Source organism: Sorangium sp. So ce131 (assembly GCF_051519095.1).
Lineage (GTDB): Bacteria > Myxococcota_A > Polyangia > Polyangiales > Polyangiaceae > Sorangium.
This window is the reverse complement of sequence record NZ_CP150455.1, coordinates 11,168,449-11,193,283: the sequence shown is the minus strand read 5'-3', so window position 1 is coordinate 11,193,283 and position 24,835 is coordinate 11,168,449. Positions and strand designations below refer to the sequence as shown.

Annotated in this window: 16 protein-coding genes; 13 read left to right on the top strand and 3 right to left on the bottom strand. The window is 73.8% G+C overall.

Going from position 1 to position 24,835, the window contains the following annotated elements:
- Positions 1 to 150 precede the first annotated feature (150 nt).
- Complete coding sequence (locus WMF43_RS40545; protein WP_437673244.1) at positions 151 to 1,674, top strand: hypothetical protein; 1,524 nt, start codon at positions 151 to 153, stop codon at positions 1,672 to 1,674.
- A gap of 163 nt (positions 1,675 to 1,837) precedes the next feature.
- Here the strand turns inward: WMF43_RS40545 and WMF43_RS40540 are convergent, their stop codons facing one another.
- Entirely contained in the window at positions 1,838 to 3,667 is a 1,830-nt protein-coding gene (locus tag WMF43_RS40540) for a PE-PGRS family protein (protein ID WP_437673243.1), read from the bottom strand.
- Positions 3,668 to 3,902: 235 nt separating this feature from the next.
- Here WMF43_RS40540 and WMF43_RS40535 point away from each other — a divergent pair, with 235 nt between their 5' ends.
- Positions 3,903 to 5,018, top strand: a complete 1,116-nt coding sequence (locus WMF43_RS40535; protein ID WP_437673242.1) for a vWA domain-containing protein — start codon at positions 3,903 to 3,905, stop codon at positions 5,016 to 5,018.
- Positions 5,019 to 5,025: 7 nt separating this feature from the next.
- Here WMF43_RS40535 and WMF43_RS40530 read toward each other — a convergent pair whose 3' ends face one another.
- Positions 5,026 to 6,345 (bottom strand): hypothetical protein, encoded by a 1,320-nt coding sequence (locus WMF43_RS40530; RefSeq protein WP_437673241.1) that lies wholly within the window; start codon positions 6,343 to 6,345, stop codon positions 5,026 to 5,028.
- A 475-nt stretch (positions 6,346 to 6,820) separates the two neighbouring features.
- On the opposite strand from WMF43_RS40530, the gene WMF43_RS40525 reads away from it, so the two are divergent.
- From WMF43_RS40525 to WMF43_RS40475, 11 genes are all read left to right on the top strand, one after another.
- Complete coding sequence (locus WMF43_RS40525) at positions 6,821 to 9,094, top strand: hypothetical protein (RefSeq protein ID WP_437673240.1); 2,274 nt, start codon at positions 6,821 to 6,823, stop codon at positions 9,092 to 9,094.
- Positions 9,095 to 9,184: 90 nt separating this feature from the next.
- Positions 9,185 to 13,276, top strand: a complete 4,092-nt coding sequence (locus WMF43_RS40520) for a hypothetical protein (RefSeq protein WP_437673239.1) — start codon at positions 9,185 to 9,187, stop codon at positions 13,274 to 13,276.
- A 120-nt stretch (positions 13,277 to 13,396) separates the two neighbouring features.
- The gene (locus WMF43_RS40515; protein ID WP_437673238.1) at positions 13,397 to 14,233 is read left to right on the top strand and encodes a hypothetical protein; all 837 of its coding nucleotides are present in this window, start codon (positions 13,397 to 13,399) and stop codon (positions 14,231 to 14,233) included.
- Positions 14,234 to 14,238: 5 nt separating this feature from the next.
- Complete coding sequence (locus WMF43_RS40510) at positions 14,239 to 15,030, top strand: hypothetical protein (protein ID WP_437673237.1); 792 nt, start codon at positions 14,239 to 14,241, stop codon at positions 15,028 to 15,030.
- Positions 15,031 to 15,368: 338 nt separating this feature from the next.
- On the top strand, positions 15,369 to 16,037 hold the full coding sequence (locus WMF43_RS40505; RefSeq protein WP_437673236.1) for a Crp/Fnr family transcriptional regulator: 669 nt from the start codon (positions 15,369 to 15,371) through the stop codon (positions 16,035 to 16,037).
- A gap of 337 nt (positions 16,038 to 16,374) precedes the next feature.
- Positions 16,375 to 16,683 (top strand): hypothetical protein, encoded by a 309-nt coding sequence (locus WMF43_RS40500; protein WP_437673235.1) that lies wholly within the window; start codon positions 16,375 to 16,377, stop codon positions 16,681 to 16,683.
- 226 nt (positions 16,684 to 16,909) lie between these two features.
- Complete coding sequence (locus WMF43_RS40495; protein ID WP_437673234.1) at positions 16,910 to 17,296, top strand: dihydroneopterin aldolase; 387 nt, start codon at positions 16,910 to 16,912, stop codon at positions 17,294 to 17,296.
- A gap of 66 nt (positions 17,297 to 17,362) precedes the next feature.
- Positions 17,363 to 18,082 carry a molybdopterin-dependent oxidoreductase gene (locus tag WMF43_RS40490; protein WP_437673233.1) on the top strand — a complete coding sequence of 240 codons (720 nt, stop codon included), beginning with the start codon at positions 17,363 to 17,365 and terminating at the stop codon, positions 18,080 to 18,082.
- Positions 18,083 to 18,110: 28 nt separating this feature from the next.
- Positions 18,111 to 18,500: a YidH family protein gene (locus WMF43_RS40485; RefSeq protein ID WP_437673232.1), complete on the top strand. Its 390-nt coding sequence runs from the start codon at positions 18,111 to 18,113 to the stop codon at positions 18,498 to 18,500.
- 80 nt (positions 18,501 to 18,580) lie between these two features.
- Positions 18,581 to 19,882: an AAA family ATPase gene (locus tag WMF43_RS40480; protein WP_437673231.1), complete on the top strand. Its 1,302-nt coding sequence runs from the start codon at positions 18,581 to 18,583 to the stop codon at positions 19,880 to 19,882.
- A gap of 1 nt (position 19,883) precedes the next feature.
- A complete protein-coding gene (locus WMF43_RS40475) occupies positions 19,884 to 20,429 on the top strand; it encodes a hypothetical protein (RefSeq protein ID WP_437673230.1) in 546 nt (181 codons plus the stop codon).
- A gap of 98 nt (positions 20,430 to 20,527) precedes the next feature.
- Here WMF43_RS40475 and WMF43_RS40470 read toward each other — a convergent pair whose 3' ends face one another.
- Positions 20,528 to 24,715: an AAA family ATPase gene (locus WMF43_RS40470; protein WP_437673229.1), complete on the bottom strand. Its 4,188-nt coding sequence runs from the start codon at positions 24,713 to 24,715 to the stop codon at positions 20,528 to 20,530.
- Between the last annotated feature and the right edge of the window lie 120 nt (positions 24,716 to 24,835).

Below are 24,835 nucleotides of genomic sequence, written 5' to 3'. Positions count from 1 at the left end.
AGCGCGGGCACACGAACGCGTTACCCATGTGAGTCTGCCGTAGCGCCGAGCTGCCGCATGAAGAGGTCCGACGGCATGAACCGAGCGGGCGCTCTGAGTATCTTGCTTCACCCTTGACGGACGTGGACGGCTGGGGCCTCATGCGTCGCCATGCGCCGTGATCCGTATTCTCGCCTCGTTCGCGCCGTCCACGTGCTCGCATTGGCGGCGCTCTGCGGCAACGCTTCGTGTGGCCAGGTCCTCGGCCTCGACGAGTTCGAGGACTGCGATGCGGAGTCGTGCTCGGGAGCGGTCTGGGCGAAGGGCTTCGGGAGTCATGAATTCGCTTATGCCGAGAGCGCTCGGCTCGACTCCAAGGGGAACATCCTCATCTCGGGAATCTTTCAAGGAACCGTGGATTTTGGCGGACCCCCGCTGATCTCCTCTCACATGGCGTTCTTTCTCGCCAAGCTGAAGCCCGACGGCAGCCATGCTTTCAGCCGGCAGCTCTCGGTGAGCGATGCGGACGGCGCCTTCCAGCCCCGCCTTGCAGTTCTGCCTGACGACAGCATCGTGCTGGCGGGGCGCTATCAGAACTCGATCGATCTCGGCGACGAAGAACCCCTCACGGCGCCGACCCCCGATGGACGTGCTTCTTTTGTGGCCAGGTTCTCGCCCGACGGCGAGCTGCGCTGGCAGCGCGACCTGTTCACGGGGACAGGGCGCGTCTCCACCCTCGACGCGGCGGCTACCCCCGACGACGACGTGGTTCTTGTCGGCTCCTTCGAAGGCGAGGTGAATCTCGGCTCGTCGACCCTGACAACCGCGGCGAAGGACGCCTTCATCGTGAGATTGGACGGCGAGACAGGCGACGAGCAGTGGAGCCTTCAGCTCGGGAATCCTGAAGACACCATGACGACGACGACCATCGAGGCTACCGCGGTCGCTACGGATCCCGACGGCAATATGATCGTGGGGGGCCGGTTCACGGGATCCATCCGATTTGGCTTCGGTGAAGGCTTCGCCGAGAGCCCCTCGGGCGCCGGCGCCTTCGTTCTCAAGCTGGTACCCACCGGGGACCGGGACTGGACCTCGATCATCCAAGGGGAGGGCGACGCCTGGATAAGCGACATCGACGTCGACGCGCGAGGGGACGTCCTCGTGGGTGGGGCTCTCGCCGGAGCGATCAGAATCATAACGCCGAATGTTCCCGGTGCCCAACAGACGAGCGGGACGCCGGATTCGGATCTCCTGCTCGTGAAGCTCTCCTCCGCCGGTAGTCACTTGTGGTCATTGAAATTCGGGGATGATTCGCCCCAGATCGAGCCGGAGGACAGCCTTGCTGTTATCCTTGGGCCCCGTGTCGCCTTTGACACTGCGGGGGAGATCGTGCTCGGCGCCAGCGTCGCTGGTGGCGTCGACTTCGGGGGCGGGATGCTTGGTGGGAGGGGAGACCCAGACTGGACAGTCGCAAAGCTGAGCGCTCGTGGAGAGCACCTCTGGAGCAGGCGTTTCGGCGATCCTGCCGCATTGCAAGTGATCATCAGCGTGGATGCCGGACCGGAGACGAATGAGCTGGTGGTCGTTGGACTCAACGATGGATTGCTGGATTTTGGCAGCGGGATGAAAATCGGCGAGGGGGGTGAGAGCAGCGTGGTTGTGGCAAAAATCGACCTCGAACGGGTCGGAAGATAGGTTCACGAGAAGGGTCGAGTTAATCCAGTGCGCGTCCGAGATCTTTCTTCGGCGCCGGAGGCAGACGCAGCATCTGCCTCGATTTCATTGCTTGGATGGTCGTCCCGGAGGGCGCCGGGTTACAGCAGTCATGTGCGGCTTCAGCGCCGAGGCAGACCGCCGGTCAGTTGACCTGCAGATTCGGTCCGGCCGTGCCGTCCCGCCCGGCACCCGCGGCGCCGCCGCTCGGGTTCGTGCCGCCGGCGCCACCCAGGCCGGGGGCGAGGGTCGTGCAGCTGTTGTCCGCGAGCGAGAACGTGAACACCACGCTTCGGGATCGCGCCAGGCAGGCGCTCGGACCGCCGCCGCCACCCCCGGCGGGGCCGCCATCGCCGCCGTTGCCGCCTCGACCCCCGGTGCTGCCCTGGCCAGAGTCGTCGAACCCCGTGCCGCCTGTGCCGCCGTTGCCCCCGAGCTGGTGCGCGCCGCCGTTGCCACCGCGACCGCCGCGGCCACCCACGCCGGTCCTGATGACGTTGCCTGAGATGACCACCCGTCCGGCCGCCGCGAAGATGCCGAAGCTCCCGCCGCCTCCGCGCCCGCCCAGCCCGGCGCGCCCGCCGAGCCCGCCGCACCCGCCGCTGCCGCCGCCGCCGCCGCCGTCTGCATCGCAGGTGCAAAACCCGGCGAACTGGCACGAGCCGCCGCCGCCACCGCCTGCGCCGCCGCCGCCGCCGCCATTGATGCCGGGCTGCCCGTTCGTACCGTTGGCAGGCTGATAGACGCCGGACGCGATGGTGCCCAGGCTCGCGCCCCCCGTCCCGGGCGTCCCCTGCACCCCAGCCCCGCCGGCCGCGCCGTTTCGGCCTGCCGAACTGCGGTCGTAACAGGCGCGCGCCGAGGCGCCGCCCTCGCCTCCGGCCGCTCCGCGGCTCCCCGGCGAGCCCGCCCCGCCGCTGCCGTTGTTGTGTCCGCCGTTGCCGCCCCTGCCGCCAGGGTCGTCGCACACCGGCGCGGGGCCGCCTGCGCCCACGCTGCTGCAGTCGCTGCAGCCCGCCCCACCAGCGATCCCCGCCGGCGCCGTCCCGGCCGCGTGCGCCGCGCCGTGCGCACCGTCGGCACCATCCTGACCGTTCTCCACCTCGATCTGGTTGTACCGCACGAAGAGCTGCGCGAGCCCGCCGCCGAGCCGCACTCCATACGTGCTCGCGCCGGGCGTCGGCGACGTCAGCGCCTCGATCGTGAGGCCCTCGATGTGCGTCTCCTGCTCGATCGCGGGCGCGTGAAACACCGTGCCCGGCGCGCGTACGGTCGTGGTCACGTCGGGGGATCTCCGGAACTTGAAATCGGGGTTCCGGTGATCGAACCCGCCATAGATGCTGATGCCGGAGACGACCGTGACGGCCTCATCGTACGGCTCGCCGGAGACGCAGACCGCGGGCACCGCGTTGTCGCGCGCCACCAGGATCGCCGCCTCGATCGTCTGCATCGGGGACGTGCGCGTCCCGCTGTTGGTGTCATCCCCCTCGCTGGCCGACACGTAGACGCACTGCTCCACGAGCCCGTCGCCGCCATCGCAGTTGGAGTCCGTGAAGTCGGCGTCGATCGGATCCTCGGTCGCAGAGGTCGGCGTGCACACGTACTCACAGCCGCACTGGCCCGTGAGCGGGTTCCCATCCACGTCGTGTGTGCCCGGCATACACCCCATCGCGCAGGGATCGATCACCTCGCCACCCCCGCTGCCGCCGTCACCGCCGCCGCCCTCGCCGCCCTCTCCGCCTGAGCCCGTCGGGTCGCCACCCTCGCCGCCCGCCCCGGTCGTGGCGGCCGCGCTGCTGCTTGATGACGTCGAGGTGGCACCGCTCGCGGCAGGCGCGCCGCCCGCTCCGGAGCCGCCGCCGGTGCCCGAGCCCGGGGGGACGTACGGGCCGTCGATCTGGCTGCTCTCCGCGCAGCCGAGCGCAGAGAGCAACGCGAGCAGAGAAGCCGCTTCGAGAAAGAATCGCACGCGCATGCTTAATTCTGCACCTTCGCGCGTTTTGCGGAAAGACTTTGTCGGGCTATCCGTAATAGCGACACCCCACCGGCGAGGAGCGGCGCACGCGACCGTACAGGCCGCATCGACCGACGCCGGCCATGGCGCGCTGCGCTGGCAAGCCAGCTCACGCACGGCGAGTTCGCGCTCGCGCTCATCGCCGACTCCGGTAGTCTTCTGTCTGTCTCCGCCTTCACCTGCTGCCGACACGCCCATGCACCTAGCTCCGCTGCGCCACCTCTCGTTCGCCTCCCTGCTCGGGCTCGCCGCCGCGCTGCTCCACGGCGCCTGCGCTCCGGACTCGGGGCTCGGCTCCGTGCCCCCGCCGGGAGGGACCGGCCCGGGCGGAGATCTCGACGGTGGACAGCTCGGCGACGCGCCCACCGAGGAGCCTCTCGACCCGGACGCCGCCTGCGCGCTCGTCACCGAGGAGGCGATCGCGGTCCCGCTCAATCTCTACATCATGATGGACAAGTCCTCCTCGATGACCGAGGACAAGTGGACCAGCGCGAAGGCCGGCCTGACGGCGTTCGTGAACAGCGCGAGGTTCGCCGGCGTGCGCGTGGCGCTGCGCTTCTTCCCGCGAAAACCGGACACCGTGCCCGCCTGCGAAGAGGACGCCTACAAGGCGCCGCTCGTCCCGTTCGGCCCGCTGCCGGACAACGCGGCCGCGATCGTCGAGGCCCTCGAGGCCGAGGTGCCGGACGGGCAGAGCACGCCCATCTATCCGGCGCTCGGCGGCGCGCTGCTCAAGGGCATCGAGGTCGCGGAGAACAACCCCGGCGAGGCCTCCGCGGTGCTGCTCGTCACCGACGGCAAGCCGCAAGGACCTCCGGGGCAATGCGGCGCCGCAAACCCGGAGGACCCGGACGATATCGCCGAGCTCGCCGCGGCCGCCGCGGCCTACCGCCCTCCGGTGCGCACCTTCGTGATCGGGCTCCCCGGCGTCGACCAGCGCATCGCCAACCAGATCGCGGCCGCGGGCGGCACCGACGCCGCGGTCCTCGTCGGGTCGACCAACATCGCGGTCGAGTTCCAGGAAGCGCTCGCGAAGGTGACTGGCCAGGCGCTCCCCTGCGACTACGCGGTGCCCTCGCAGGTGGCCGGCGGACAGGTCTCGTTCTCCGACGTCAACGTCCTCTTCGCCCTGGAGGGCGCCCCCGAGCAGATCCTCCCCCAGAACCCCGACTGCGACGGTCCAGGCTGGCGCTACGACAACCCCGCCCGCCCGTCCTCCCTCACCCTGTGCCGCGCCACCTGCGACGCCGCGCGAGAGGCCTCCGCCGCCAAGCTCCAGATCCTGCTCGGCTGCGAGACCGTGATCCGCTGACCCCCCTCTACCGGGTGATCGTGGAGCAGCCGAAGAGCACCTCGATGCGGCCGGCCTTGCCCGGGCCGACCACGGCCTGCGCGCGGTCACACGAGGCCGGGCACAGCACCACCTGCTCCGGGCGCGCGGGATCATCGTAGTACCAGCCGCCGCCCGGGCCGCAGCCCTCGGCGCTGCCCACCCGGAACAGGACCTCTTCGGCGCCTTCGTCCGCGATCCTCACGTTGACCGCGTCGGGGTCGAGCGTCGCGCCGCCGCTCGGCTCGGGGATGTCGATCTCGCAGGAGAGCCGGGACGACCGGACGACCGCCTGCGCGACCGCCGCGAAGAACGGCTCCCACGCGGCGTGGCCGTCGCAGACCCGGGCGCGCACGCCGCTCGTGCGCGCGACGAGCTCGGTGTAGGTCGGGCCGGGGCTCGGCGGCGTGCTCCCGTCGGAGTAGACGCAGGTGGCCTCGGCGTCGCTCTCCAGGCCCCAGCCGTAGATCGCGCTGAACACGTAGCCGTCGAAGAGGCCGCTCCAGTGCGGGTCGAGGATGCCCGGCGGGAGCATGAGGCTCGTGCTCGAGCTGCCCGGGGTCCGCCCGCCGGCGTAGCGCTCGAACTCGTCGGCGGTCAGGCGGGAGTTGTCGTCGGTGACGAGCACGATCGTCTTCGTGGCCTCCGGGCGGAGCCGATCGCGCCAGGGCTCGCCGCCCCGCGCGTCGCCCTCGCGGTAGCCGGCGGTCTGCCCCAGCGTGCCGAGGAGCTGCTCGAGCGGCTGGGTGCTCCGGATATTGATGCTCGAATGGAAGAACCGCTCGCCGTTGCCGCAGCTGGCGTCGCCCGCGAGCGGCGGCGGGATACACACGGGATACAGATCGTCGCCGCCGACGGTCACCGGGCTCGTCTTGCTGCGATAGGACAGCATGACGACGCGGTAGTCGAGGTCCGAGTCCGCGATGCGCGCGGCGAAGTCGTTGAGGCCCTGCTTCACCTCCGCGACCGCCGGCTCCATGCTGGGGGAGTTGTCGACCATCCAGACGATGTCGACCGGGAGCTGCTCGGTCTTGGCCTCCACGAGCGCGGCGGCGCACGCCGAGTCCGGATCGAACGCGCCGTCGCCCGTCCCGCCGTCGTCCAGAAACCCCGTCGAGCCGCCGCCGGTGCCGGCCTCGACGCCGGGGCCGCCGCCGGAGCCCGGGCCGCCGCCGGGGCCGGTGCCGCTGCCGGGGCCGGGGCCGCTCGACGCGCCGCCGAGGGGAGGCCCATCCGAGCTGTTCGATGTGGCGCACGCGTAAGCGCCTGCCAGCGGCGCGATGGCGGCCAGCAGAAGGATGTAGCGCATGCGAGAGCGTAGCAGCGGGCCGGCGCGAAATCGCGCGGTCGGCGCTCGGATGATGCGCGGCTGTCGTGCGGGCGACATCGGGCGGGCGAGGCGCGGGGCGTTCCAGGGGCGAGGTGGACCCGGAAAGGCTGGGCTCGGCGAGGGGCCCGAAGGACCAGTGGCGACGAGGTGGGCCCGGCGGCGGCGGCGAGGTGGGTCCGGGCGGCGGCGAGGTGGGCCCGGGCGGCGGCGGGGAGGTGGGCCCGGGCGGCGGCGGCGAGGTGGGCCCGGGCGGCGGCGAGGGGGGGCCCCGGGGGAGGTCGGCCGCGGGGAGAGAGGCTCCCGGGAGGCCGGCCGCGGGGAGAGGTAGGCCCCCCGGGAGCGCCGGCCGCGGGGGAGATGACCCCGAGGGGCCCCGCCCGGCGCGGCAAATGGGCCGAGGGGGCGCCGTGGCTTTGTGGACTCCTGGCCATCCGCGCCGTAAGAGGACGAAACTATGACGAAGGAGTCCTCCCCCGCCGCCGCGGGCTCGCTGCGAACCGCCGCGCCCGCCGCGCTTCACCCCTCGCTGGTGCTGAGCGCCTACCTCGAGCCGCTCGTGCGCGGCCGACGGGTCGCGGTCCTGGGCGACGCCTCGATCGGCCTCGCCGATCGGCTGCTCCAGCGCGGTGCCCGCCTCGTCCACGCCTTCGATCCGGACGCCGCGCGCGTCGCCGAGCGGCTCGCGCGATCGGCGCAGACCCGGCAGGCCCACCCGACCTTCGCCGTGTTCGACGCCGACCTCGGCGTGCGCGACGGCGCCTTCGACACCCTCATCATCCCCGATCTCTCGATCTTCAGCGAGCCGGCCGAGGTCCTCCGCCGCGCCCGCCGCCTCACCGCCGCGAGCGGCGCGGCCGTCATCGCGTCGCCGAACCCCGACGTGTCCCGCGGCCTGCTCGGGGCCGGCGCGCGCCGCGGGCAGGCGCCCGGCTACTACGCGCTCTACGACCTCGTGGCGCTCCAGTTCAAGCAGGTGCGGATGATCGGCCAGGCGCCGTTCGTCGGGTACACCGTCGCGGAGTTCGCGCCGAAGGGGGAGCCCGAGGTCAGCGTCGACACGTCGATCCTCGACGGCTCCGAGGAGCCGGAGTGGTTCATCGCCGTCGCCGGCGACCGGCTGCCCCGGCTCGACGCGTTCGCCGTGATCGAGCTGCCGTTCGACGACCTCCCGGCCGCGAGCGCCGGCCCCTCGCCCGAGGCGCTGAGCGAGGCCGAGGGCCTCGCGGCGCGGCTCGGCGGCGAGCTCGCCGAGCTGCGCAACCGGCACCAGCGCGACCGCGAGGACGCGGGGGCGCGCGCCGAGAGCGCCGTCGCGACGGCCGCGCGCCTCGCCGAGGTGGAGGCCGACCTCGACGCGAAGGGGGCGCGCCTGCGCGAGGTCGAGGCCAGGGCGGGCGACGCCCACGTCCGCGCCGAGCGGCTGACCCACCAGATCCGCGACATGGAGGAGGAGCTCCGCAGCCAGCGCGACCGCGCGACCCGGCTCGCGAAGCAGCTCGACGACGAGAAGCGGGCGCGGACCAAGGTGGAGCTCGAGCTCGGCATGATCCGCAACCGGCCGGAGATCGCCGGCGCCCGCGACCGCCTCGACGCGGCCACGGCCGAGCTCGACGCCGCGCGCGCCCGGATCGCCGAGGTCGAGGCGGAGCGGGACGCCGCGCGGCGGCGCGCCCAGGAGGGCGAGCGCGCGCAGGAGGAGGCGCAGCGCGCCCGGCGCGAGGCGGCCGCGCGGCAGGAGGAGCTCGAGGCGGCGCGCGCGGAGCTCGCGCGCGAGCGCGACCGCGCGAGCCGGCTGGAGCGGGACAGCCGCGCGCAGGAGGAGCAGCGCGCCGCGCTCGACGCGCGCAGGCTGCTGCTCGAGGCGCGGATCGTCGAGCTCGAGCAACAGCTCGTCGCCCTCGAGCAGCGGAGCGCGGAGCTCGAGAAGCGCGACCCCGGCGAGGCGGCGGCCGCCGAGATCGCGAGCCTGGAGGAGGCGCTGCGCGACCGGGGCCACGTGATCGCGACGCTCAAGGCGCAGCTGCGCGAGAGCGAGCGCGTGGGCAAGGAGCTCGTCGACGAGCTCGGGGTCGTCTTCGGGTCGGCCGCGGGCGGCGGCCCCGGCGCGGGCGGCGGCCCGGGCGGGACGCTCCTCGGGCCCGGCGGGGCGAGCGACGCCGTGGAGGCGCTGCGGCAGCAGCTCGACGCGCTGGCGCGGAGCGCCGCCGCGAGCGAGGCCGACCTGCGCGCCGCAGGCTGGAAGATCGCGCAGCTGGAGCGCGAGCTCGCCGAGGCGCGCGACGCCACCGGGGCGTCGCCCGCGGCGCTCCACGACGAGCTCGAGCAGGCGCTCGTCGCCGCGCAGGCGGAGATCGCGTCGCTGCGCCGCGCGGCGGAGCGCGCGGGGGCGGCCGCGGCGCCGGAGGCAGGCGCGGCGCCGGAGGCAGGCGCGGCACCGGAGGCAGGCGCGGCGCCGGAGGCAGGCACGGCGCCGGAGGCAGGCACGGCGCCGGAGGCAGGCGCGGCGCCGGAGGAGCCCGTCGCGGCGCCGGGGGCAGGCGCAGCGCCCGAGGCAGGTGCGGCGCCCGAGGCAGGTGCGGCGCCGGAGGCAGGCGCGGCGCCGGAGGAGCCCGTCGCGGCGCGCGAGGACGTGGTCGCGGCGCAGGACGACATGCACGTTCCGCCCGAGGTCATCGAGCAGGCGGTCCTGCTCCAGCAGGTCGCAGGCGCCGTCGAAGCCAGCGTGTGAGCCGCAGCCGGGACCGGACGGAGGGTCCGGTCCACGGTCCCTCTCGGTGTCCCTGTGCGCACGCGGTCGCTCGCGCTAAGGACCGAGCCGATGCGCGCTCCTCGCCCCCTCCCTGCGCTCCTCCGGTTCGCCAGCGCCGCCGCCCTCGCCCTCGCGGTCGGCGCGTGCGGCGCGATCTCCGCGCCGCGCCAGCCCGATCCGATCGCCTCGCTCCGCGACGCCGGCGCGCGCTCCACCGACGGCGACGTGGTCGGACGCTGGCTGCTCGGGGAGCTCCTCGTGCCGGGCGGCACGCCCGCGGGGGTCAAGGCCGCGCGCAAGCGGCTCGACGGGCTCGACGCCAAGAGCACCCTGTTCGCCTCGCTCGGACGCGCGGTCGACGACGAGGAGCACGGCCGCAACCCCCGCGCGGCCATGGCCTACCTCGACGCGCTGGCCGCCGCGCGCAGCAGCGCGCACCCGGACGCCCCGCTCGTCGGCTGGTTCGCCGCGAACCGTCTGCTCGACCTGCGCTCCAGCGTCGCAGGGCTCTGGAAGAAGGCCCGCGAGGTCGTCGTGCGCTCGATCGAGCACCCCGGCAACCTGGGCTGGCGCGCGCGCGGGGAGCTCGTCGAGTGGTGGAGCATCGAGGGGCTGCCGGAGGAGGCGGCCGCCGCCGCGGCGCGTGGCCGCGCGCAGGGCGCCGGCGGCGCGCAGGGCGCCGGCGCCGAGCCGGCCGTGCCGCTCATCGACATGGCCGCGCGCCGCTACGGCTGCATCGAGAACGCCCGCTTCGCCGGGCCGTTCGGGCACCTCGCGGAGAGCGACCACCGCGTCCACTACGAGGCGGAGCGCGCCGGCCCCTGGCCGCCCGTGTTCCCGCGCGACCCCCGCCGCGCCGACCCCCCGCGCGTGCTCGCCGCCGAGCGCCGCGGCTGCCAGCTCACCGCGGTCGCGCCGGACGGGGCGCCCGGCGGCGAGCTCCGGCCCGGGGAGCGCGGCGGCGTCTTCTACGTCGAGACCTTCGTCGACCTGCCCGCCGAGCGCGAGGTGCTCGTCGCCGTCCAGGGGGCGTTCGCCGTCTTCGTCGACGACGTCGAGGTGCTCACGCGCGACACGAAGCAGTGGGGGATCTGGCCCCGCTTCGGCGCGCGCCTCCGCCTCGGCCCCGGCCGGCACCGCTTCCTCGCCCGCGTCGGCGGCAGCGAGACCTCGATGCGCCTGCTCGCGCCGGACGGCACGCCGCTCGGCGTGACCACCTCCGCCGATCCGACGCCGCCGTACTCGCTGCTCCCCCCCGAGGTCCTCCCGGACCCCAACCCGATCGAGCCGTTCCTCGCCGCGCTCGGCGTGCCGCCGCAGCCCGCCCCGAAGGTCGCGCGCGCCCTCGGCCTGCGCGGCGCGCCGCGCGGCGAGCGCGACGTGAACGACCCGATCGCCCGCTACCTCGCCGCCTACATCGCGCACATCGAGGGCCAGGACGACGTGAGCGCGGTGCTGATCGAGCCGCTCGTGGCCGATCCGGCGCGCGCCACCGGCCCGGCGCTCGCCATGCAGGCGGTCTTCCTCGAGAAGGACCCGATCTTCCCGGCGTCCGACGGGCGCGACCTCGTGAAGGACGTGCGCGCGCGCGCCGCGGCGAAGGATCCGGACCTCTGGTACCCCCGCTTCTGGCTCGCGCTCGAGGAGGCCGACAAGGTCGGGCTGCCGGAGGTCACCCGCACGGTCGAAGCCCTGGCCGACCGGTTCCGGGAGGTGCCCGACGTCCTGCGGACGCTCGCGGTCATGTACTCGCGGCTCGGCTGGCGGGTGGAGCACGTGCGCGCCGTGAAGGAGGCCGCCGCGCGCTTCCCGGACGACCTCGAGGTGCTCGGCGCGCTCCTCCGCATCCTCGACGCCGACGGGCGCGTCGCGGAGGCCGACAAGCTCGCGGCCCACATCCGGGAGCTCGACCCCGACGCGGAGATCGAGCTGGAGCGCGCGATCGACCGGCGCGACTACGCGGCGGCGATCAAGGAGCTCAGGCGGCTGGGATCCGCCCGCAGGGACCGCAAGGACATCGCGCTGCGCATCGCCGACCTCCTGACGCGCGCGGGCAAGCGCGCCGAGTCGCTCGAGCAGCTCGAGCGCGCCCTGGCGAAGGCGCCCGACGACGCCGACGCGCGGCTCGCGCTCGCGGACGCGCGCTTCGCCCGGGGCGAGCGCGACGCGCTCCAGAAGGCGCTCATCGAGGCGATCCGCACCGGCGCCGACACCTCGGCCCTGCGCGACGCGATCGAGCTGCTCGACGGCACGACCGAGCTCAGCCCCTACCGGCAGGACTCGAAGAAGGTGATCGCCGAGCACGAGGCCTCGGGCGAGGTGATGCCGGGCACCGCGGCGCGCGTGCTCGATTACGCGGCCATGTGGGTCCACGAGGACGGCTCGGCGCGCATGCTCCAGCACGAGATCATCCGGATCCAGTCGCGCGAGGCGATCCAGGAGCACGCCGAGCAGCAGGTGCCCGAGGGGCTCGTGCTCAAGCTGCGCACCGTCAAGCGGGACGGGTCGATCCACGAGCCGGAGTTCATCGAGGACAAGCCGACCGTGACGATGCCGCACCTCGAGGTGGGCGACTACATCGAGGTGGAGAACCTGCTCGTGCTGCGCGGCGACGGCCAGGGCGGCCTCACGTTCCAGGGGCCGCGCTGGTTCTTCCGCGAGGAGAAGGTCCCCTACTGGCGGAGCGAGTTCATCGTCATCTCGCCGAGGAGCCGGCCGCTCGACGTGGAGACCTCCGGGCCGGTGCCCGCGCCCGAGATCACGACATCGGGCGCGATCGTCACCCGCCGCTACCGCGTCGACAAGAGCCCGGCGCTGCCCGAGGAGCCGGCGAGCGCGCCGATGTCGGAGTTCCTCCCGAACGTGCGCATCGGCTGGGGCATCCGCCTGGAGAGCACGATCGCGCGCATGATCGACGCGGCCGCCGACGAGACGCCGCGCGATCCGCGCCTCGTGCGCATCGCGCGGAAGATCGCGCTCACGCCGGACGCCGCCGGGGCGGCCCCGGGCGGCGGCAAGGGGGCGGCGGGCACCGCGGGCGCTGCGAGCGCCGCGGCGGGCGCGCGCGGCGGGCAGCCGGCGGCAGGCGAGGGCGGGGGGGCGGCGCCGTCGAAGGACGAGCAGGCGCGGCGCATCTACCGCTGGGTGCTCGCGAACGTCGAGGCGGGGCGCGAGAACGACGGACGCCGGGTCGTCATGGGCAAGAGCGGCAACCGGACCGAGGCGTTCCTGTACCTGTGCCGCCTGCTCGGGATCGACGCGGGCCACGGCGTCGTGAGCGACCGGCTCACGGCGCCGCCGCGCGGGCCGATGAGCGAGGCCGAGACGTTCAACGCGCTCGCGGTGCGCCTCGACACCGGCGAGAGGCCCGGCGCGGGCGGCGTCCGGTGGATGTTCGTCCACGACAAGTTCGCGCCGTACGGCTACCTGCCGAGCTCCCTCCGCGGGCAGCCGGCCGTCGTGCTGCGGCCCGGGGCGCCGCGCGAGGTGACGCCGTCGTCCGGCGCGCACGACGGCGTGGTGACCGAGGGCGTCGCCGAGGTGTCGGAGAGCGGCGCGGCCTCGCTGGCGATCGAGCAGCGCTACGAGGGCAAGCTCGCGATCGCGCTGCGCACCGCCCTGGAGTCGCTCCCGGACGCGCAGCTCAAGGACGCGATCGAGTCCCGGCTCCTGCCGCAGATGCTGCCGGGCGCGCGCCTCCAGGAGATCCAGGTGCAGGAGCTGACCGAGATCGACCGGCCGCTCACCTTGAAGATGAAGATCTCGGTCGCGAGCTTCGCCCGCGCGCAGGGCCAGGAGCTCGTCCTCTCGCCGCCCTTCGGGGTGCGGATGCGCACCCTCGCCAGCCTGCCCGCCCGCGAGACGCCGCTCTACATCTCCGAGCAGATCGCGACCCGCTCGGAGGTGCACCTCCGCGTGAAGCTGCCCCCGGGCGCGCGCGTGGCCACGAAGCTCGCCCCGGTCACGGCCGAGGACGAGGGGCGCTCGGTGCGGGTGAACGACCGCGTCGAGGGGGACGCGCTGATCCTGGATCGCTTCCTGGATCTGCCGGCGGGCCGGGTGCAGCCCGACGTGTACCCGCGCTTTCAACAGTTCGCCCGCGCCGCCGACAGCGCGCTCGACCGAGACATCGTGGTGCTGCTCGGCCGCGGCGGTCGCTGACGATCCGTCCATCCCCGATCTCTCCGCGCAGCGACCGAGGTCGGGCCGGGGCGACCGGGGTTGGCCGGCCGCCGGCCACGCTGCGCCTCCCCTCCTCCCGCACGGGTGCGGCTTCGCGTCGTGGTGACGGCCAGCGCGGTGCGATCTACGCTGCGGCCCGCCATGGATAACGCCACGCGCGATGCGCTCAGCCGTCACCGGGAGCGCCTGGCGGGCCTCGATCCTTACAGGTGGACGGCCGTCGAGGAATGGCGTGAGGCGGTGCGCCCGTTCCTGGTCCACGTGCTCCACCGGCATGTCGAACGCTTCGACGAGCTGACGAAGCGCCCCGCGTTCGTGGTCGGCCCTCGGATCCAAACCTCACGCGGGAACAACTTCGCCCAAGCCGCCGCCACGGATGAGCTCGTGAATCGTGCGAGGGCGGCCGAAGCGAAGGCGAAGCTCCTCTCTTTCCTCGACTCTCTGCTGGCGCTGCCACCCGCTCCTCCGGCTCATGGACAGGGCGTCGTCATCAACAACTACGCGGAGACCCAAATGGGCGACAAGTACACGACGAACATCTCCCACTCGAACGTCGGCGCCGCGGCCATCGGAGCCGGGGCCGTGGCCACCGGCAGCGTCGCCGCCGCCGCGCCCCCCACCCAGGAGCAGCATCGCAAGGCCGTCGCTGAAGCCCAGGGCGCCCTCGTGCGCGATCAAGACGCGCTCGATGCGCTCGATACGCGCATGTTCGAGGCGCTGAACCAGTTCCTGCGGCTCGCGCGGGACATCCAGGTCGAGCAGAAGAGCCTCGCTGACGTGCAGGCAAAGATGAAGGAGACGCTCGACGAAGTCTGGGCCGAGCAGGCAGCGAAGGGGATGAAGCCCCAGCTCCTCCCGAAGACGCTGGAGGTGGTCGGAGCGATCGCCAGCAATCCGGTCATGATCGAGGTCACCAAGAAGCTCATCGGGGGCTAGGCGCCATGATCTCCAACGCACTTCACCAGGTCGCCACGGAGCTGGGCGCGGTCGTCGCAGCCGCGGCCGCTGACGCACAGCTCAACGCACAGGACGTGCGTCGCGTCCTCCGCTTCGTGGCTCGCGTCGCGCACGTCGTCGAGCAGGCCCTCCAGGATGTCTGCGGCCTCGCGCTCGAAGTCAAGCACGTCAAGCCCGGCGACAGCGAACAAATCGACCGGCTGCGCCGCGAGCTCGACCTTGTTCTAGCTCGAAGCGAGTACTCCAAGGCCGAGGAGATCTGCAGCCGCTTGCGCCACCTTCGCGAGCAGTTCGAGCGCGACGTGGCGTTGCTCCTGCGCTGCTCGCGCGGCGACGCTCGATGGCACGAGCTCTTCTGGCTGCTTGAAGAGCGCGAGGGGCGAATCATCCAGCTCATCCAGAGCTGCACGTCCACGATGGCTGAGCGGCTCGCCGCGCTCTCCGACGCGGGGCTCTTCGGTCGCTCCCTGGCGCGGAGCGAGACGGAAAAGACGGCCGACGACGCTGCTCGCGAGATCCTTCGCTCGCTGAGGGAGCTTCGGGAGATCCGCGATCGCATCTTCGGGCTGTCTGGCCAGGAGGGGTTTCTGGAGCTGACCGAGGTCGACGCGACCGGCCTGCGCGAGCAGGCCCATCAGCTCAACGTCCAGGTCACGACGGGCGACATCTACAGGACGGACATCCATCGTTCCAACGTTGGCGCCGCCGCTATCGGACCGACGGCCTCGGCGCAGGGGAGCGCCACCCTCCCCGAGGTGCCAGAGAAGACGCGCTAGCTCCGCGCCGGGGCGCCGGCGAGGGGTTCCGGCAGAGAGCAACCTGCCGGGGCGCCAGGGTGCTCACGTCCGCGCACGGCTCGCAGCTCGCCTCCGACGCCCCGTCCACCTCCCGCGATGTCCGGCACGTCGACCTGCCGCCCGAGCAGGCCGGACTCCGAGAGGCCGCCCAGCCGCCGGCGCGCTGCTCGGCGCCCGGCGGCGCTCTGCGCCAGCGCGTGAAGTGTGCCATCGTACGAAAGATGGATTACTCTTCTGCTCTCCCCGTGAGCGACCTGGAATCCCGACACGCGCCGGACGCCGGGCGCCAGCCGTCTGATCCTGTGAAGGCGCGTGTGATGCGCGCGCTCAGGCTCTCCTCCCTCTTCGCCCAGGCGGATCGTCCGGTGCGGGACGCGCTCGTGGACGCCGCCGCGCTCGATCTGGTGGAGCCCGACGCGGCGATCTTCGAGCAGGGCGCCCCGGCGGAGACGCTCGTCGTGATCGGGCGGGGGCGGGCGCGCGTCGAGCGCGTGAACGAGCAGGGGGTCGCGTTTCCGCTCAGCTACCGGGGTACGGGCGACGTGCTCGGCGAGTCGTGCCTCGGCGGCGTGGAGCTGCGGACGGAGCGCGCGGTCGCGATGGACGAGGCCGAGGTGATCCGGCTGCCGGTCGCCGTGCTCCGCGAGCTCTGCGCCCAGCACCCGGCGCTCGGGGGCGCGGTGTTCGCGCTGCTGGTCGCGCGGCAGCGGGAGACCGAGGACCGGATCGAGTCGATGCTCTTCAGGAACGTGGGCGGGAGGCTGGCCGAGTTCCTGCTGCACGCGGCGGACAGGTGGGGCGTGCCGACGCCGCGCGGGGTGCTGATCTCGGCGCCGATCACCCACGCGGAGATCGCGCAGGTGATCGGGTCGACCCGGGAGACGGTGACGCTGACGCTCGGCGCGCTCCGGAAGGAAGGGGTGCTCGACGCGGCGGGGCGGCGGCTCATCGTGAAGGACCGCGAAGCCCTCGCCCGCAAACGGTGAGGGGGGACCGGGGCCCTTACGGTTCAGGGGGACCTGGCCCTCACGGTTCAGGGGGACAGGCCTTCACGGTTCAAGGGGGCCGGCCCTCACGGTTCAGGGGGACCGGCCTTCACGGTTCAAGGGGGCCGGCCCTCACGTTTCCGGGGGACCGGCCCTCCGGTCTCAGGTTGCCGTACAACCATGACCTATGGACGCCAGCGCGCGCGGCGCGCGGCGGAGATGACGAGGCGGCTCGACGCGTCCAGAGCGCGCGGCGCGCGCCGTTACCAGTTGACGTGACGCACGCAGCGCCGATACGCCTTTCGCGAGTCGACTCCGCAGGAAAGGAATCGCCCCCATGCCGAAGCTCAGCTCCGGAACAGCCATCGCCCTCGCGTTTCTCTTCGGGTGCTCCGCGTCGTACGTCGCGCCGCGCTTCCTCGTGCCGCCGGTGCACGCGGGGACCGATCCGCCCCGGTGGGAGGTGCGGTGCGTGGACTCCGAGACGGCGCGCGTCAGCGACAACCAGCTCAGCGAGGTGACCACGGCGACCGGCTGGAACCCCGTCCTCAAGCGGTTCGGGCAGGAGGGCTGGGAGCCGGTGCAGTTCCTGCGGAGCGAGCTCGGCGTGAAGATCGACGCCGTGTGCTTCAAGCGGCCGCTCTGACCCAGGCGCAGAGACGCGCGCACGGCGTACACCGGGCATGCGAGCCAGGGAGCGGCGCCGGCGCGCGGGCCCGAGAGCGGCGCCGGCGCGCGGGCCCGAGAGCGGCGCCGGCGCGCGGGCCCGAGAGCGGCGCCGGGCGCGGGCCCGAGAGCGGCGCCGGGCGCGCGGGCCCACGCTCCCCCTCGTTGCCGCAGAAGCCGGGCGAAAGGCGTGGTAGGGGGCGTCGATGGAGTCCGCGATCCAGACGTACCGGATCCGCCTCGACGGCATCCGCTTCCGCGCCAAGCACGGCGTGTCCCGCGCCGAGCGCGACCTGCCCCAGGACTTCGTGGTGTGCATGGAAGTGGAGCTCCCGGTCGCCCTGCTGCCCCGCACCGACACGCGCGCTCGCGTGTTCGACTACGACCAGCTCGCGACCCTCGTCGTCGACGCGGGCACGAGCGCCTCCTACAAGCTGCTCGAGACGCTGGCCGAGCGGATCATCGAGCGCGTGCTCGACGACACGCCGGCCATCGGCGTCACGGTGCAGGTGAAGAAGTTCGGCCCGCCGACCTCGGTCTCGGTGGACGCCGTGGCGGTCGAGCTCACGGGGCGCAAGGGCCGCTCGCCCTGACGCGCTCCGCGCGGGCGAGGCCAGCTCGAGCTTGCAGGCGGGGCCGCCTCTGGCCATGGTCACGCGATGGGGGACGATGCAGGGCGGCGGCCGCGTCCGCTGATCGAGCGCAAGCAGGCGTTCGCCGAGCGGCAGGCGGCGCGGAGCAAGGGCGTGTTCGACGGGCGCGCGCCCGTGGGCAGCGGGCCGCCGAACCGGCACGGACTGCCGCGGCTGCCGGTGGGGCAGCGCGAGGTGAAGACGTGGCCGGTGCTCGACCTCGGCGACACGCCGGACATCCCGACCGAGCGGTGGGAGCTCACGGTCGACGGGCTGTGCGAGGCGCCGCGGACCTACTCCTGGGAGCAGTTCATGGAGCTGCCCCAGACGCTCGACGTCTCGGACTTCCACTGCGTGACCACCTGGAGCCGCATGGACAACCGCTGGGTGGGCGTCCGCTTCTCGGACATCGCCGGCCGGGCGCGCCCGCTCGCGGAGGCGCGCTTCGTCCTGATCGAGGCGAGCGACATCGCGCCCGGCACCCAGACGCCATACACGACGAACCTCCCGCTCGAGGAGGCGATGCTGCCCGACGTGCTGCTCGTCCACACCTGGGAGGGCAAGCCGCTGCCCCGCGAGCACGGCGGCCCGGTGCGGATGATCACGCCGCAGCTCTACGCCTGGAAGGGGGCGAAGTGGATCAAGCGCATCACGTTCAGCGCGGTGGACCGGCCGGGGTTCTGGGAGGTGCGCGGCTACTCGAACACGGCGTACCCGTGGTTCGACGATCGGTTCAGCCGGCGGTAGGCGGGTCGAGTAGGCTGTCGCGACCAGCATGCCCGGCGAGGAGAGCGCGAAGCGGACGGAGGCCTACGCGAGGGAGCACCTCGCGAACGAGCGGACGCACCTCGCGTACGTGCGCACGGCGATCGCGCTGCTCAGCTTCGGGATCACGATCAACCGGTTCAGCCTGTACTTCCTCGAGACGGCAGGGAGCGCCACGCGGGGAGCGTCGCGGTCCTTGCTGAGGGACGCGGCCGGGGCCAGCGCGGGGATGGTGCTGCTCGGGATGGCGCTCATCGCGTGGGCCGCGGCGCGTTACGTGCGGGCCGCGCGCGCGATCGATCGCGGGGAGTACCGGCCCGACCGGGTGGCCGTGCTGATCTTCACGGCGGCGCTCTTCCTGGGCGGGGCGGCGAGCGTGATCTGGCTGTTCGCGTCGTGAGGTGCCGGAGGCGAAGCCCTCGTCCTGGATCTGCGTCCTGGTATGTGAAATAGTCGCCGTAGCACGCGCGGAGGAGCAGGGTGGCGGATAAATCAAGCGTTGCGCGCGCGGCGGAGCTGGGCGGCATCTCGGCCATCGCTGTCGAGGGATTCAAATCGATCCGTAAGCGGACGGAGATCTCCGTCCGCCCGCTGACCCTCCTCGCGGGGACCAACAGCTCGGGCAAGTCCAGCATCATGCAGCCCCCTCTGCTCATGAAGCAGACGCTGGACGCGTTCTACGATCCGGGCGCATTGCTGCTCGACGGACCGCACGTCCGATTCACGGCAGTCGAGCAGCTCTTCTCGCGCTTTGAAGGTCGGAGCATCAATCAGTTTTCGGTCAGTATCCACCTGCCCGCCGGGAATGTCGACGTCCGCTTTCAGAAGCAGCCGAAGGGCGGGCTCGATGTGACCGACATGATAGTTGCCGTCCGATCCGGAAGGATTGAGAGGTTGCACCGCCGCATCGTTCATGACTACGGAGAGTACGTTATTTCTGTTGTGAGACAGCGATGCTTGCTCTGGTACCAACTGTCCAAGCGGACCGGGGAGACGCTGAGCGTCATCGAGGCGGACGACGGCTCCGACTACGTTCCGCTCGCGGCCCGGCACGCACGCGACAACCTGCGCGCCATCATCCATGTCGCCGCGCTCCGCGGCAACCCCGAGCGGACGTACAGGACTACCGCCGTCGGCAAGGAGTTCCCCGGGACCTTCGAGCCGTATGTCGCCAGCATCATCCATCACTGGCAAGCCACGAAGGACATCCGCCTGAAGCAGCTCGGGGCCGCGCTTGAAAAGCTCGGCTTAAACTGGACGATCAAGGCGTCTCGCGTCGACGACACTCGCGTTGAGCTGCGCGTCGGCCGCCTCAAGCAGCGAGCGCGGGGCCGCGCGCTCGACCTCGTTAGTATTGCCGACGTCGGTTTCGGTATCTCGCAGTGCCTCCCGGTGCTCGTCGCTCTCCTGACAGCTCGACCCGGTCAGCTCGTCTATATTGAAGAACCGGAGATCCACCTGCACCCGCGCGCGCAGGTCGCGATGGCGCAACTCCTCGCCGATGCCGCCAGCCGCGGCGTCCGGGTCGTGGTCGAGACGCACAGCTCGCTCCTGCTGCTCGGTGTGCAGGCGCTCGTCGCCGAAGGGGCGCTCCGGCCGGAGCTCGTCGCGCTGCACTGGTTCTCCCTCGATAAAGACGGTGCGACGCAGGTGCGGAGCGCGGATCTCGACGAGGCTGGCGCCTTCGGCGACTGGCCCGAGGACTTCGCCGAGGTGGCGCTCGACGCGCAGGCCCGGTACCTCGACGCTGCCGAGAAGCGGATGGCCAAGGCGAAGCGCTGAGATGCGGGCCAAGGTCTCGCGCCGCCTCGTCATCGACGCCTCGGTGGCCCGGGCCGCCGGTGGAGAGGACGCTGTCCACCCGCTCCCCAAGCAGTGCCGCGACTTTCTGAAGACGACGCTCACCGTGTGCCATCGCGTCGTGCTCACGCCCTCTGTCAGCTCGGAGTGGAAGAAGCACGAGTCCGGTTTTGCGCGGCAATGGCGGGCCGCGATGGTCGCTCGCAAGAAACTCTTGCCGCTCGACGTCTCCGAGGACGCTGGCCTGCGCGACGCGATCGACGGCGCCGCCGAGACCGAGCGCGATCGGCGCGCCATGCTCAAGGACGCGCACCTCATCGAGGCCGCGCAGGTGACGGACCATACCGTGGTCTCGCTGGATGAGCAGGTACGAGCGCTCTTCAGCGCAACTTCAGCGCGCGTGAGCTCCCTGAAGCGCATCGTGTGGGCCAACCCCGGGAGCGAGGCGGATGCGTGTTCCAAGTGGCTGGAGGACGGGGCGCCTCCCCATCCGCACCGCCGGCTGGGAGCGCGGCGCGCTTTGAAGTAGGAAACTCTCCTCGGCGCTGGCGGGACCGTCGGCGAGCCGCGGCTGCTCGATCGGGGCGCGCCCAGGCTCCGACGACTCGCGCGACCGCGATTGGCTCCTCACCGCAGCCGGTGCTCGCGGAGCACCTCGGCCGGCACCGCCTCCCGCGCGAGCTCGACGAGCCGCGCGTGATGCGTGAAGAACAGCACCTGCGTCGTCGCCGTCATCTCGCCGAGCACGGCGAGTGCCGCCCGGGCGCGGTCGTCGTCGAAGTGGATCAGGAGGTCGTCCAGGATGAGCGGCATCGGCTCGCCCGTCCGGGCGTGGTGCTCCAGGCTCGCGAGCCGGAGCGCGAGGTAGAGCTGGTCGCGCGTGCCGTCGCTGAGGCCGCTCACGTCCACCTCGCGCTGCACCGCCGCCTTCGAGGGCGCGGCCGTGGACTCTGCCGCGGGGGGCGCGGTAGCCTCCACGGCGGGGGTCGCGGTCGCGGGGGTCGCCGTGGCCTCCGCCGCGGGCGCGGCAGTGGCCTCTACCGCGGGCGCTGCGGGAGTCTCCGCTGCCGGCGTGGTGGCCGCATCCACCGCAGGTGTCGCGGTCGCCTGCGCCACGGTCGCTTCCGCCGTGGTCGCCTCCGCTGGGGTCGCCTCCGCCGCGGTCGCTTTCGCTGGGGTCGCCTCCGCTGCGGGGGCCTCCGCCGCGGGGGCCTCCGCCGCGGGCGCCGCGGGCGCCTCCGCCGCCGGCGTGGCGCTCGCCCCCGCCGCAGGCGCCGCCGTCGCCCTGGTCGACGCGGCCGCCGGCGAGGCCGGCGCGCCCCGGACGCAGCGCAGGACCGCCTGCTCGCTCTCGTCGTAGCCGACCCGCAGGCCCGCGTAGGCGCCCAGCGTCAGGCGGTGGAAGAGCGCGCTCGCGCGCGCCAGGATCGGGCCCTGGTTGCGCTCGCGGTAGCGCTCGATCTCGCGCTCCAGGAGCACCGCGGCGAGGCGCGCCCGCACGTAGCGGCGGACCTCGCCGCGCAGGTGCGAGAGGCAGATCTGCGCCTCCACCGCGGCCTCGGCGGCGCCCACCGTCGCCCGGAGGTGCTCGCGCTCCTGCTCGAGGCTGCCGAGCGTCCGGTCGATCCGGCGCCGCTCGTCCTCGAGCGCCGCGAGGCGCTGCTCCGTCCGGTCCACCTCGAGCGCGAGCGCGTCCCGCTCGAGCCCCGCCGTCTCCTGCTCCAGCGCGGCTACGCCCGCGCCCTCGCCCGCCTCGAGCAGCTTGCCCTCGTTCTCGACGAGCTCGCGGTCGAGGCGGCGCGCCTCGCGCGAGCGCTCCTCCGCCCGCGAGAGCGCCGCGACGTCCGCGCCGTCGTCGCCGGTGCGCGCCACGCCCGCCGCCTCGAAGAGCTTCGCGAGGCGCGAGAGGGCGGCCTCGCGCCGCGCCTCCTGCTGCTCCCGCTCGCGGCGCTTGTCGGCCAGGCGGCGCTCGATCTCGCCGCGCTCGCGCAGGTCCGCGCGCGCCTTGTGGTAGCGCTTCAGCAGCTGATCGGCGGCCTGATCCGCCGGCAGCTCGGCAAGGTCCGGCGCGTGCCGCGCCGCGAGCTCCGCGACGTCGGCCTCGAACGCCTGCGCGTCGCGCTCCATCCCGCGCACGCGGCGGCGCTCGTGGGCCGCACCGTCGACCTTGCGGAACAGCGCGCCGAGCTCCTCGAGGATCGCCGTGGCCTCGTCCGTCGATGCGTCGCCGGGCAGGCCGAGCGCCCGCGCGCCCTCCGCCCACTCGGCCCGCCACGTGTCGAGCGCGCGCGCGTGCCCCGACCGCTCCCGCTCGAGGTCCTCGATCTCGCGCTCGAGCTCCCTGCGCTCCCGCAGGAGCTCCTTGCGCTCCCGGGCCGCGCCCTCGATCGCGGCGAGCTCCTGCTCCGCCGCCTCGATCAGCGCCGAGAGCCGCGCGGCCGCGCCCTCCGGCGCCCCGCCCGCGCTCTCCGGCGCCCCGCCCGCGCCCTCCGGCGCCCGGCCCACGCCCTCCGGCGCCCCGCCCGCGCCCCGGGCCGGGGCGCGCGCGCCCTGGAGCGCCGCGTGGAGCTCGGCCGCGTGCGCCTGCATCCGGGCCCTCAGCGCGTCGGCCTCGGCCTCGGCCGCGCGGAGCCGGTCGACCGTGGCGGTCAGGCCCGCGTAACGGGCCAGCCAGCCGCGCATCTCCTCGGGCGAGCGCGGCGCGACCCCCGCGGGCTGCCACAGCGCGATCCACGCGGCCTCGGCCTCGGCCGCGCGGCGATCGAGCGCGGCGCGCTCGCCGGCGAGCTGCGCCTGATCCGCCTCGGCCCGCGCCTGATCCGCGAGCAGCCGCGCGAGGCGGGCGACCCGGTCGGCCTCGCGGCGCAGCCGGTCGGCGATCACATCCGCGGCGCGGACCAGCTCGGCGTACTCGTCGGGCCGCGCGCGCGCCGGCGCGTCGCCCGCCGCGGCGAGCGGCCGCCGCCGCCCCGCCCCGGCCGAGGCGGGCGCGTCCTTGCCGAGGTCGAAGAGCGTGGCCGTGTGGATCGCCGCCTCCGCGGCGCGCGCGCTCCCCTTCGCCTGGAGCGCGCGCAGCAGCGCCTTCCAGGCGGCGTCGCGGCGCTCGCGCGCCTCCGCGAGGTCGGCCTCGGTGGGCACCGCGCCGGCGCGCTGGAGCGCGTCGATCTCGCGCGCGCTCTCGCGCCGGCGCGCCTCGATCTCGGCGGCGCGCTCGGCGAGCCGGTCGCGGTCGCGGGCGATGGCGCCCCACTGCGCGGCCGCCTGGTCGACCGTCTCGGGCAGCGGGACGGGCAGGGCGCTCGCCTCGGCGGCGGAGAGCGGGCGCCGCGCGGGCGAGGCGGATGCGCCGAGGCCGAGCCGGTCCCGCTGCGCGTCGGCGTCGCGGGCGAGCTGCGCCGCCGCGGCGGCGGCCTCGCGGAGGCGGTGCTCGAGATCCCCCTGCTTCTGCGCCCGCGAGAGCGCGCCGCGCAGCGGGGCCGGGTCCTCGCCCTGGGGCAGCTCGGCCAGCCGGCGCGCGCAGGCGTCGCGGCGCGCGCGGTGCGCGGCGAGCAGCCGCTCCACCTCGCGCGGCTTGGCCTCGACGGCGCCGCGCTCGCGGGCGAGCTTCTTGAGGCGCGCCTCGGTCGCGACGTCGACGCGCAGCGCCTCCAGCCGCCCGGGCTCGGCGCCGCCCACGAGCGCGGGGTCGCGCCCGAGCCGGCGCAGGATCGCGCGCGCCTCGTCCTCGATGCCGTGGAGCTCCGCCCGGACCCGCGGCAGGTCGACCGCGGCCTTGCGGTGGCTGCCGAGCCGGCTGACGAGCGCGTCGATGACCCCCGGGTCGAGCTCGGCGAGCGACGCGGGGACGTGCAGCGCGGCGCGCCGCGCCTCGAGCTCCTCGATGTCCGCGCGGAGGCGCTCGGCCTGCGCGCCCGCGTCGGCGGCGCGCTCCTGCGCGTCCTCGCGGTCGCGCGGAGCCCCCTCGGGCAGGAGGACGACGTCGCCGAGGGCCGCGCGCCGCTCGAGCAGCGCGCGCCGGGCCCCGAGCAGGGGGAGCACCCGGAGCGCGCGCCGCAGGCGCTTGTCCGTCGCCCGGAGCGCGAGCACCTCCGCGTCGACGCGCTCCTGCTCGGCCCTCGCCTCGTCGATCTCCTGCCGCTTGCGCGTCCAGTCCGCGGGCGGCCGCGCGGCGCTCTTCGCCTGGCTCCGCGCCTCCTCGAACGCCTTGATCGCCTCGTTGAGCGGGCGGGTCCTCGCCTGGGGTGTGAAGATCTCGTCCGCCTCCTGGCGCAGCGTGGCGAGCAGCTGCTGCAGCCCCGGCCCGCCGAGCCCCGCGCCGAACAGGCTCTGGCCGACGTCGCCCTTGCCCTGGAGCAGCGCCTCGGCCCCCTGCCGGAGCGCCTCGTGGGTGAGCCCGAACGTGGTCTCGAACAGCTCCGCCGTGGCGCCGCCCAGCAGCGGCGCGAGCGCGGCGTCGTCGAGGGGGTTGTCCTCCGGGTCGCGCAGCGTCTTCACGCGCCCCTTGCGGCGGACGAGCGCGAGCGTCGCGCCGCCCGCGCCCGCGAGCCGGCCGCCGACGCGGAGCTCGGTGTTGTGGTGGAGGTGGGCGTCCGGCGTGATGTGCGGGATGCCGTAGAGGAGGCCGCGGATCGCGCGCAGCGCCGTGCTCTTGCCGGCCTCGTTGGGGCCGTAGACGACGTGCAGGCCCGGGGACGGCGACGAGAAGTCGAGCCGGAGATCCGTGAACGGACCGAACGCGAGGAGGTGGAGCTCTAGGATCTTCACGAGGTCGCCGGCCGAGCGCCGCGGGGCGCCGTCCCACTGAACGGATACCAAGTGCGAAACCGGCGCGCGATGTCAAGGCGCTCCTCGCCGCGGCGACACGCCCAGGCGAGGCGAGCGGCGGCGCTGCGCACGGCCGAGCCCGCCAGGGCGGCCAGGTAGCGCTGGTCGGGG

What these genes read in the sequence shown, in the direction of transcription:
- WMF43_RS40490 (WP_437673233.1), top strand. Translation starts at nt 17,363, where the DNA reads ATGGGGGACGATGCAGGGCGGCGGCCGCGTCCGCTGATCGAGCGCAAG.
- WMF43_RS40530 (WP_437673241.1), bottom strand. Translation starts at nt 6,345, where the DNA reads ATGCGCTACATCCTTCTGCTGGCCGCCATCGCGCCGCTGGCAGGCGCT.
- WMF43_RS40485 (WP_437673232.1), top strand. Translation starts at nt 18,111, where the DNA reads ATGCCCGGCGAGGAGAGCGCGAAGCGGACGGAGGCCTACGCGAGGGAG.
- WMF43_RS40520 (WP_437673239.1), top strand. Translation starts at nt 9,185, where the DNA reads ATGCGCGCTCCTCGCCCCCTCCCTGCGCTCCTCCGGTTCGCCAGCGCC.
- WMF43_RS40535 (WP_437673242.1), top strand. Translation starts at nt 3,903, where the DNA reads ATGCACCTAGCTCCGCTGCGCCACCTCTCGTTCGCCTCCCTGCTCGGG.
- WMF43_RS40500 (WP_437673235.1), top strand. Translation starts at nt 16,375, where the DNA reads ATGCCGAAGCTCAGCTCCGGAACAGCCATCGCCCTCGCGTTTCTCTTC.
- WMF43_RS40505 (WP_437673236.1), top strand. Translation starts at nt 15,369, where the DNA reads ATGCGCGCGCTCAGGCTCTCCTCCCTCTTCGCCCAGGCGGATCGTCCG.
- WMF43_RS40495 (WP_437673234.1), top strand. Translation starts at nt 16,910, where the DNA reads ATGGAGTCCGCGATCCAGACGTACCGGATCCGCCTCGACGGCATCCGC.
- WMF43_RS40510 (WP_437673237.1), top strand. Translation starts at nt 14,239, where the DNA reads ATGATCTCCAACGCACTTCACCAGGTCGCCACGGAGCTGGGCGCGGTC.
- WMF43_RS40545 (WP_437673244.1), top strand. Translation starts at nt 151, where the DNA reads ATGCGCCGTGATCCGTATTCTCGCCTCGTTCGCGCCGTCCACGTGCTC.
- WMF43_RS40540 (WP_437673243.1), bottom strand. Translation starts at nt 3,667, where the DNA reads ATGCGCGTGCGATTCTTTCTCGAAGCGGCTTCTCTGCTCGCGTTGCTC.
- WMF43_RS40525 (WP_437673240.1), top strand. Translation starts at nt 6,821, where the DNA reads ATGACGAAGGAGTCCTCCCCCGCCGCCGCGGGCTCGCTGCGAACCGCC.
- WMF43_RS40475 (WP_437673230.1), top strand. Translation starts at nt 19,884, where the DNA reads ATGCGGGCCAAGGTCTCGCGCCGCCTCGTCATCGACGCCTCGGTGGCC.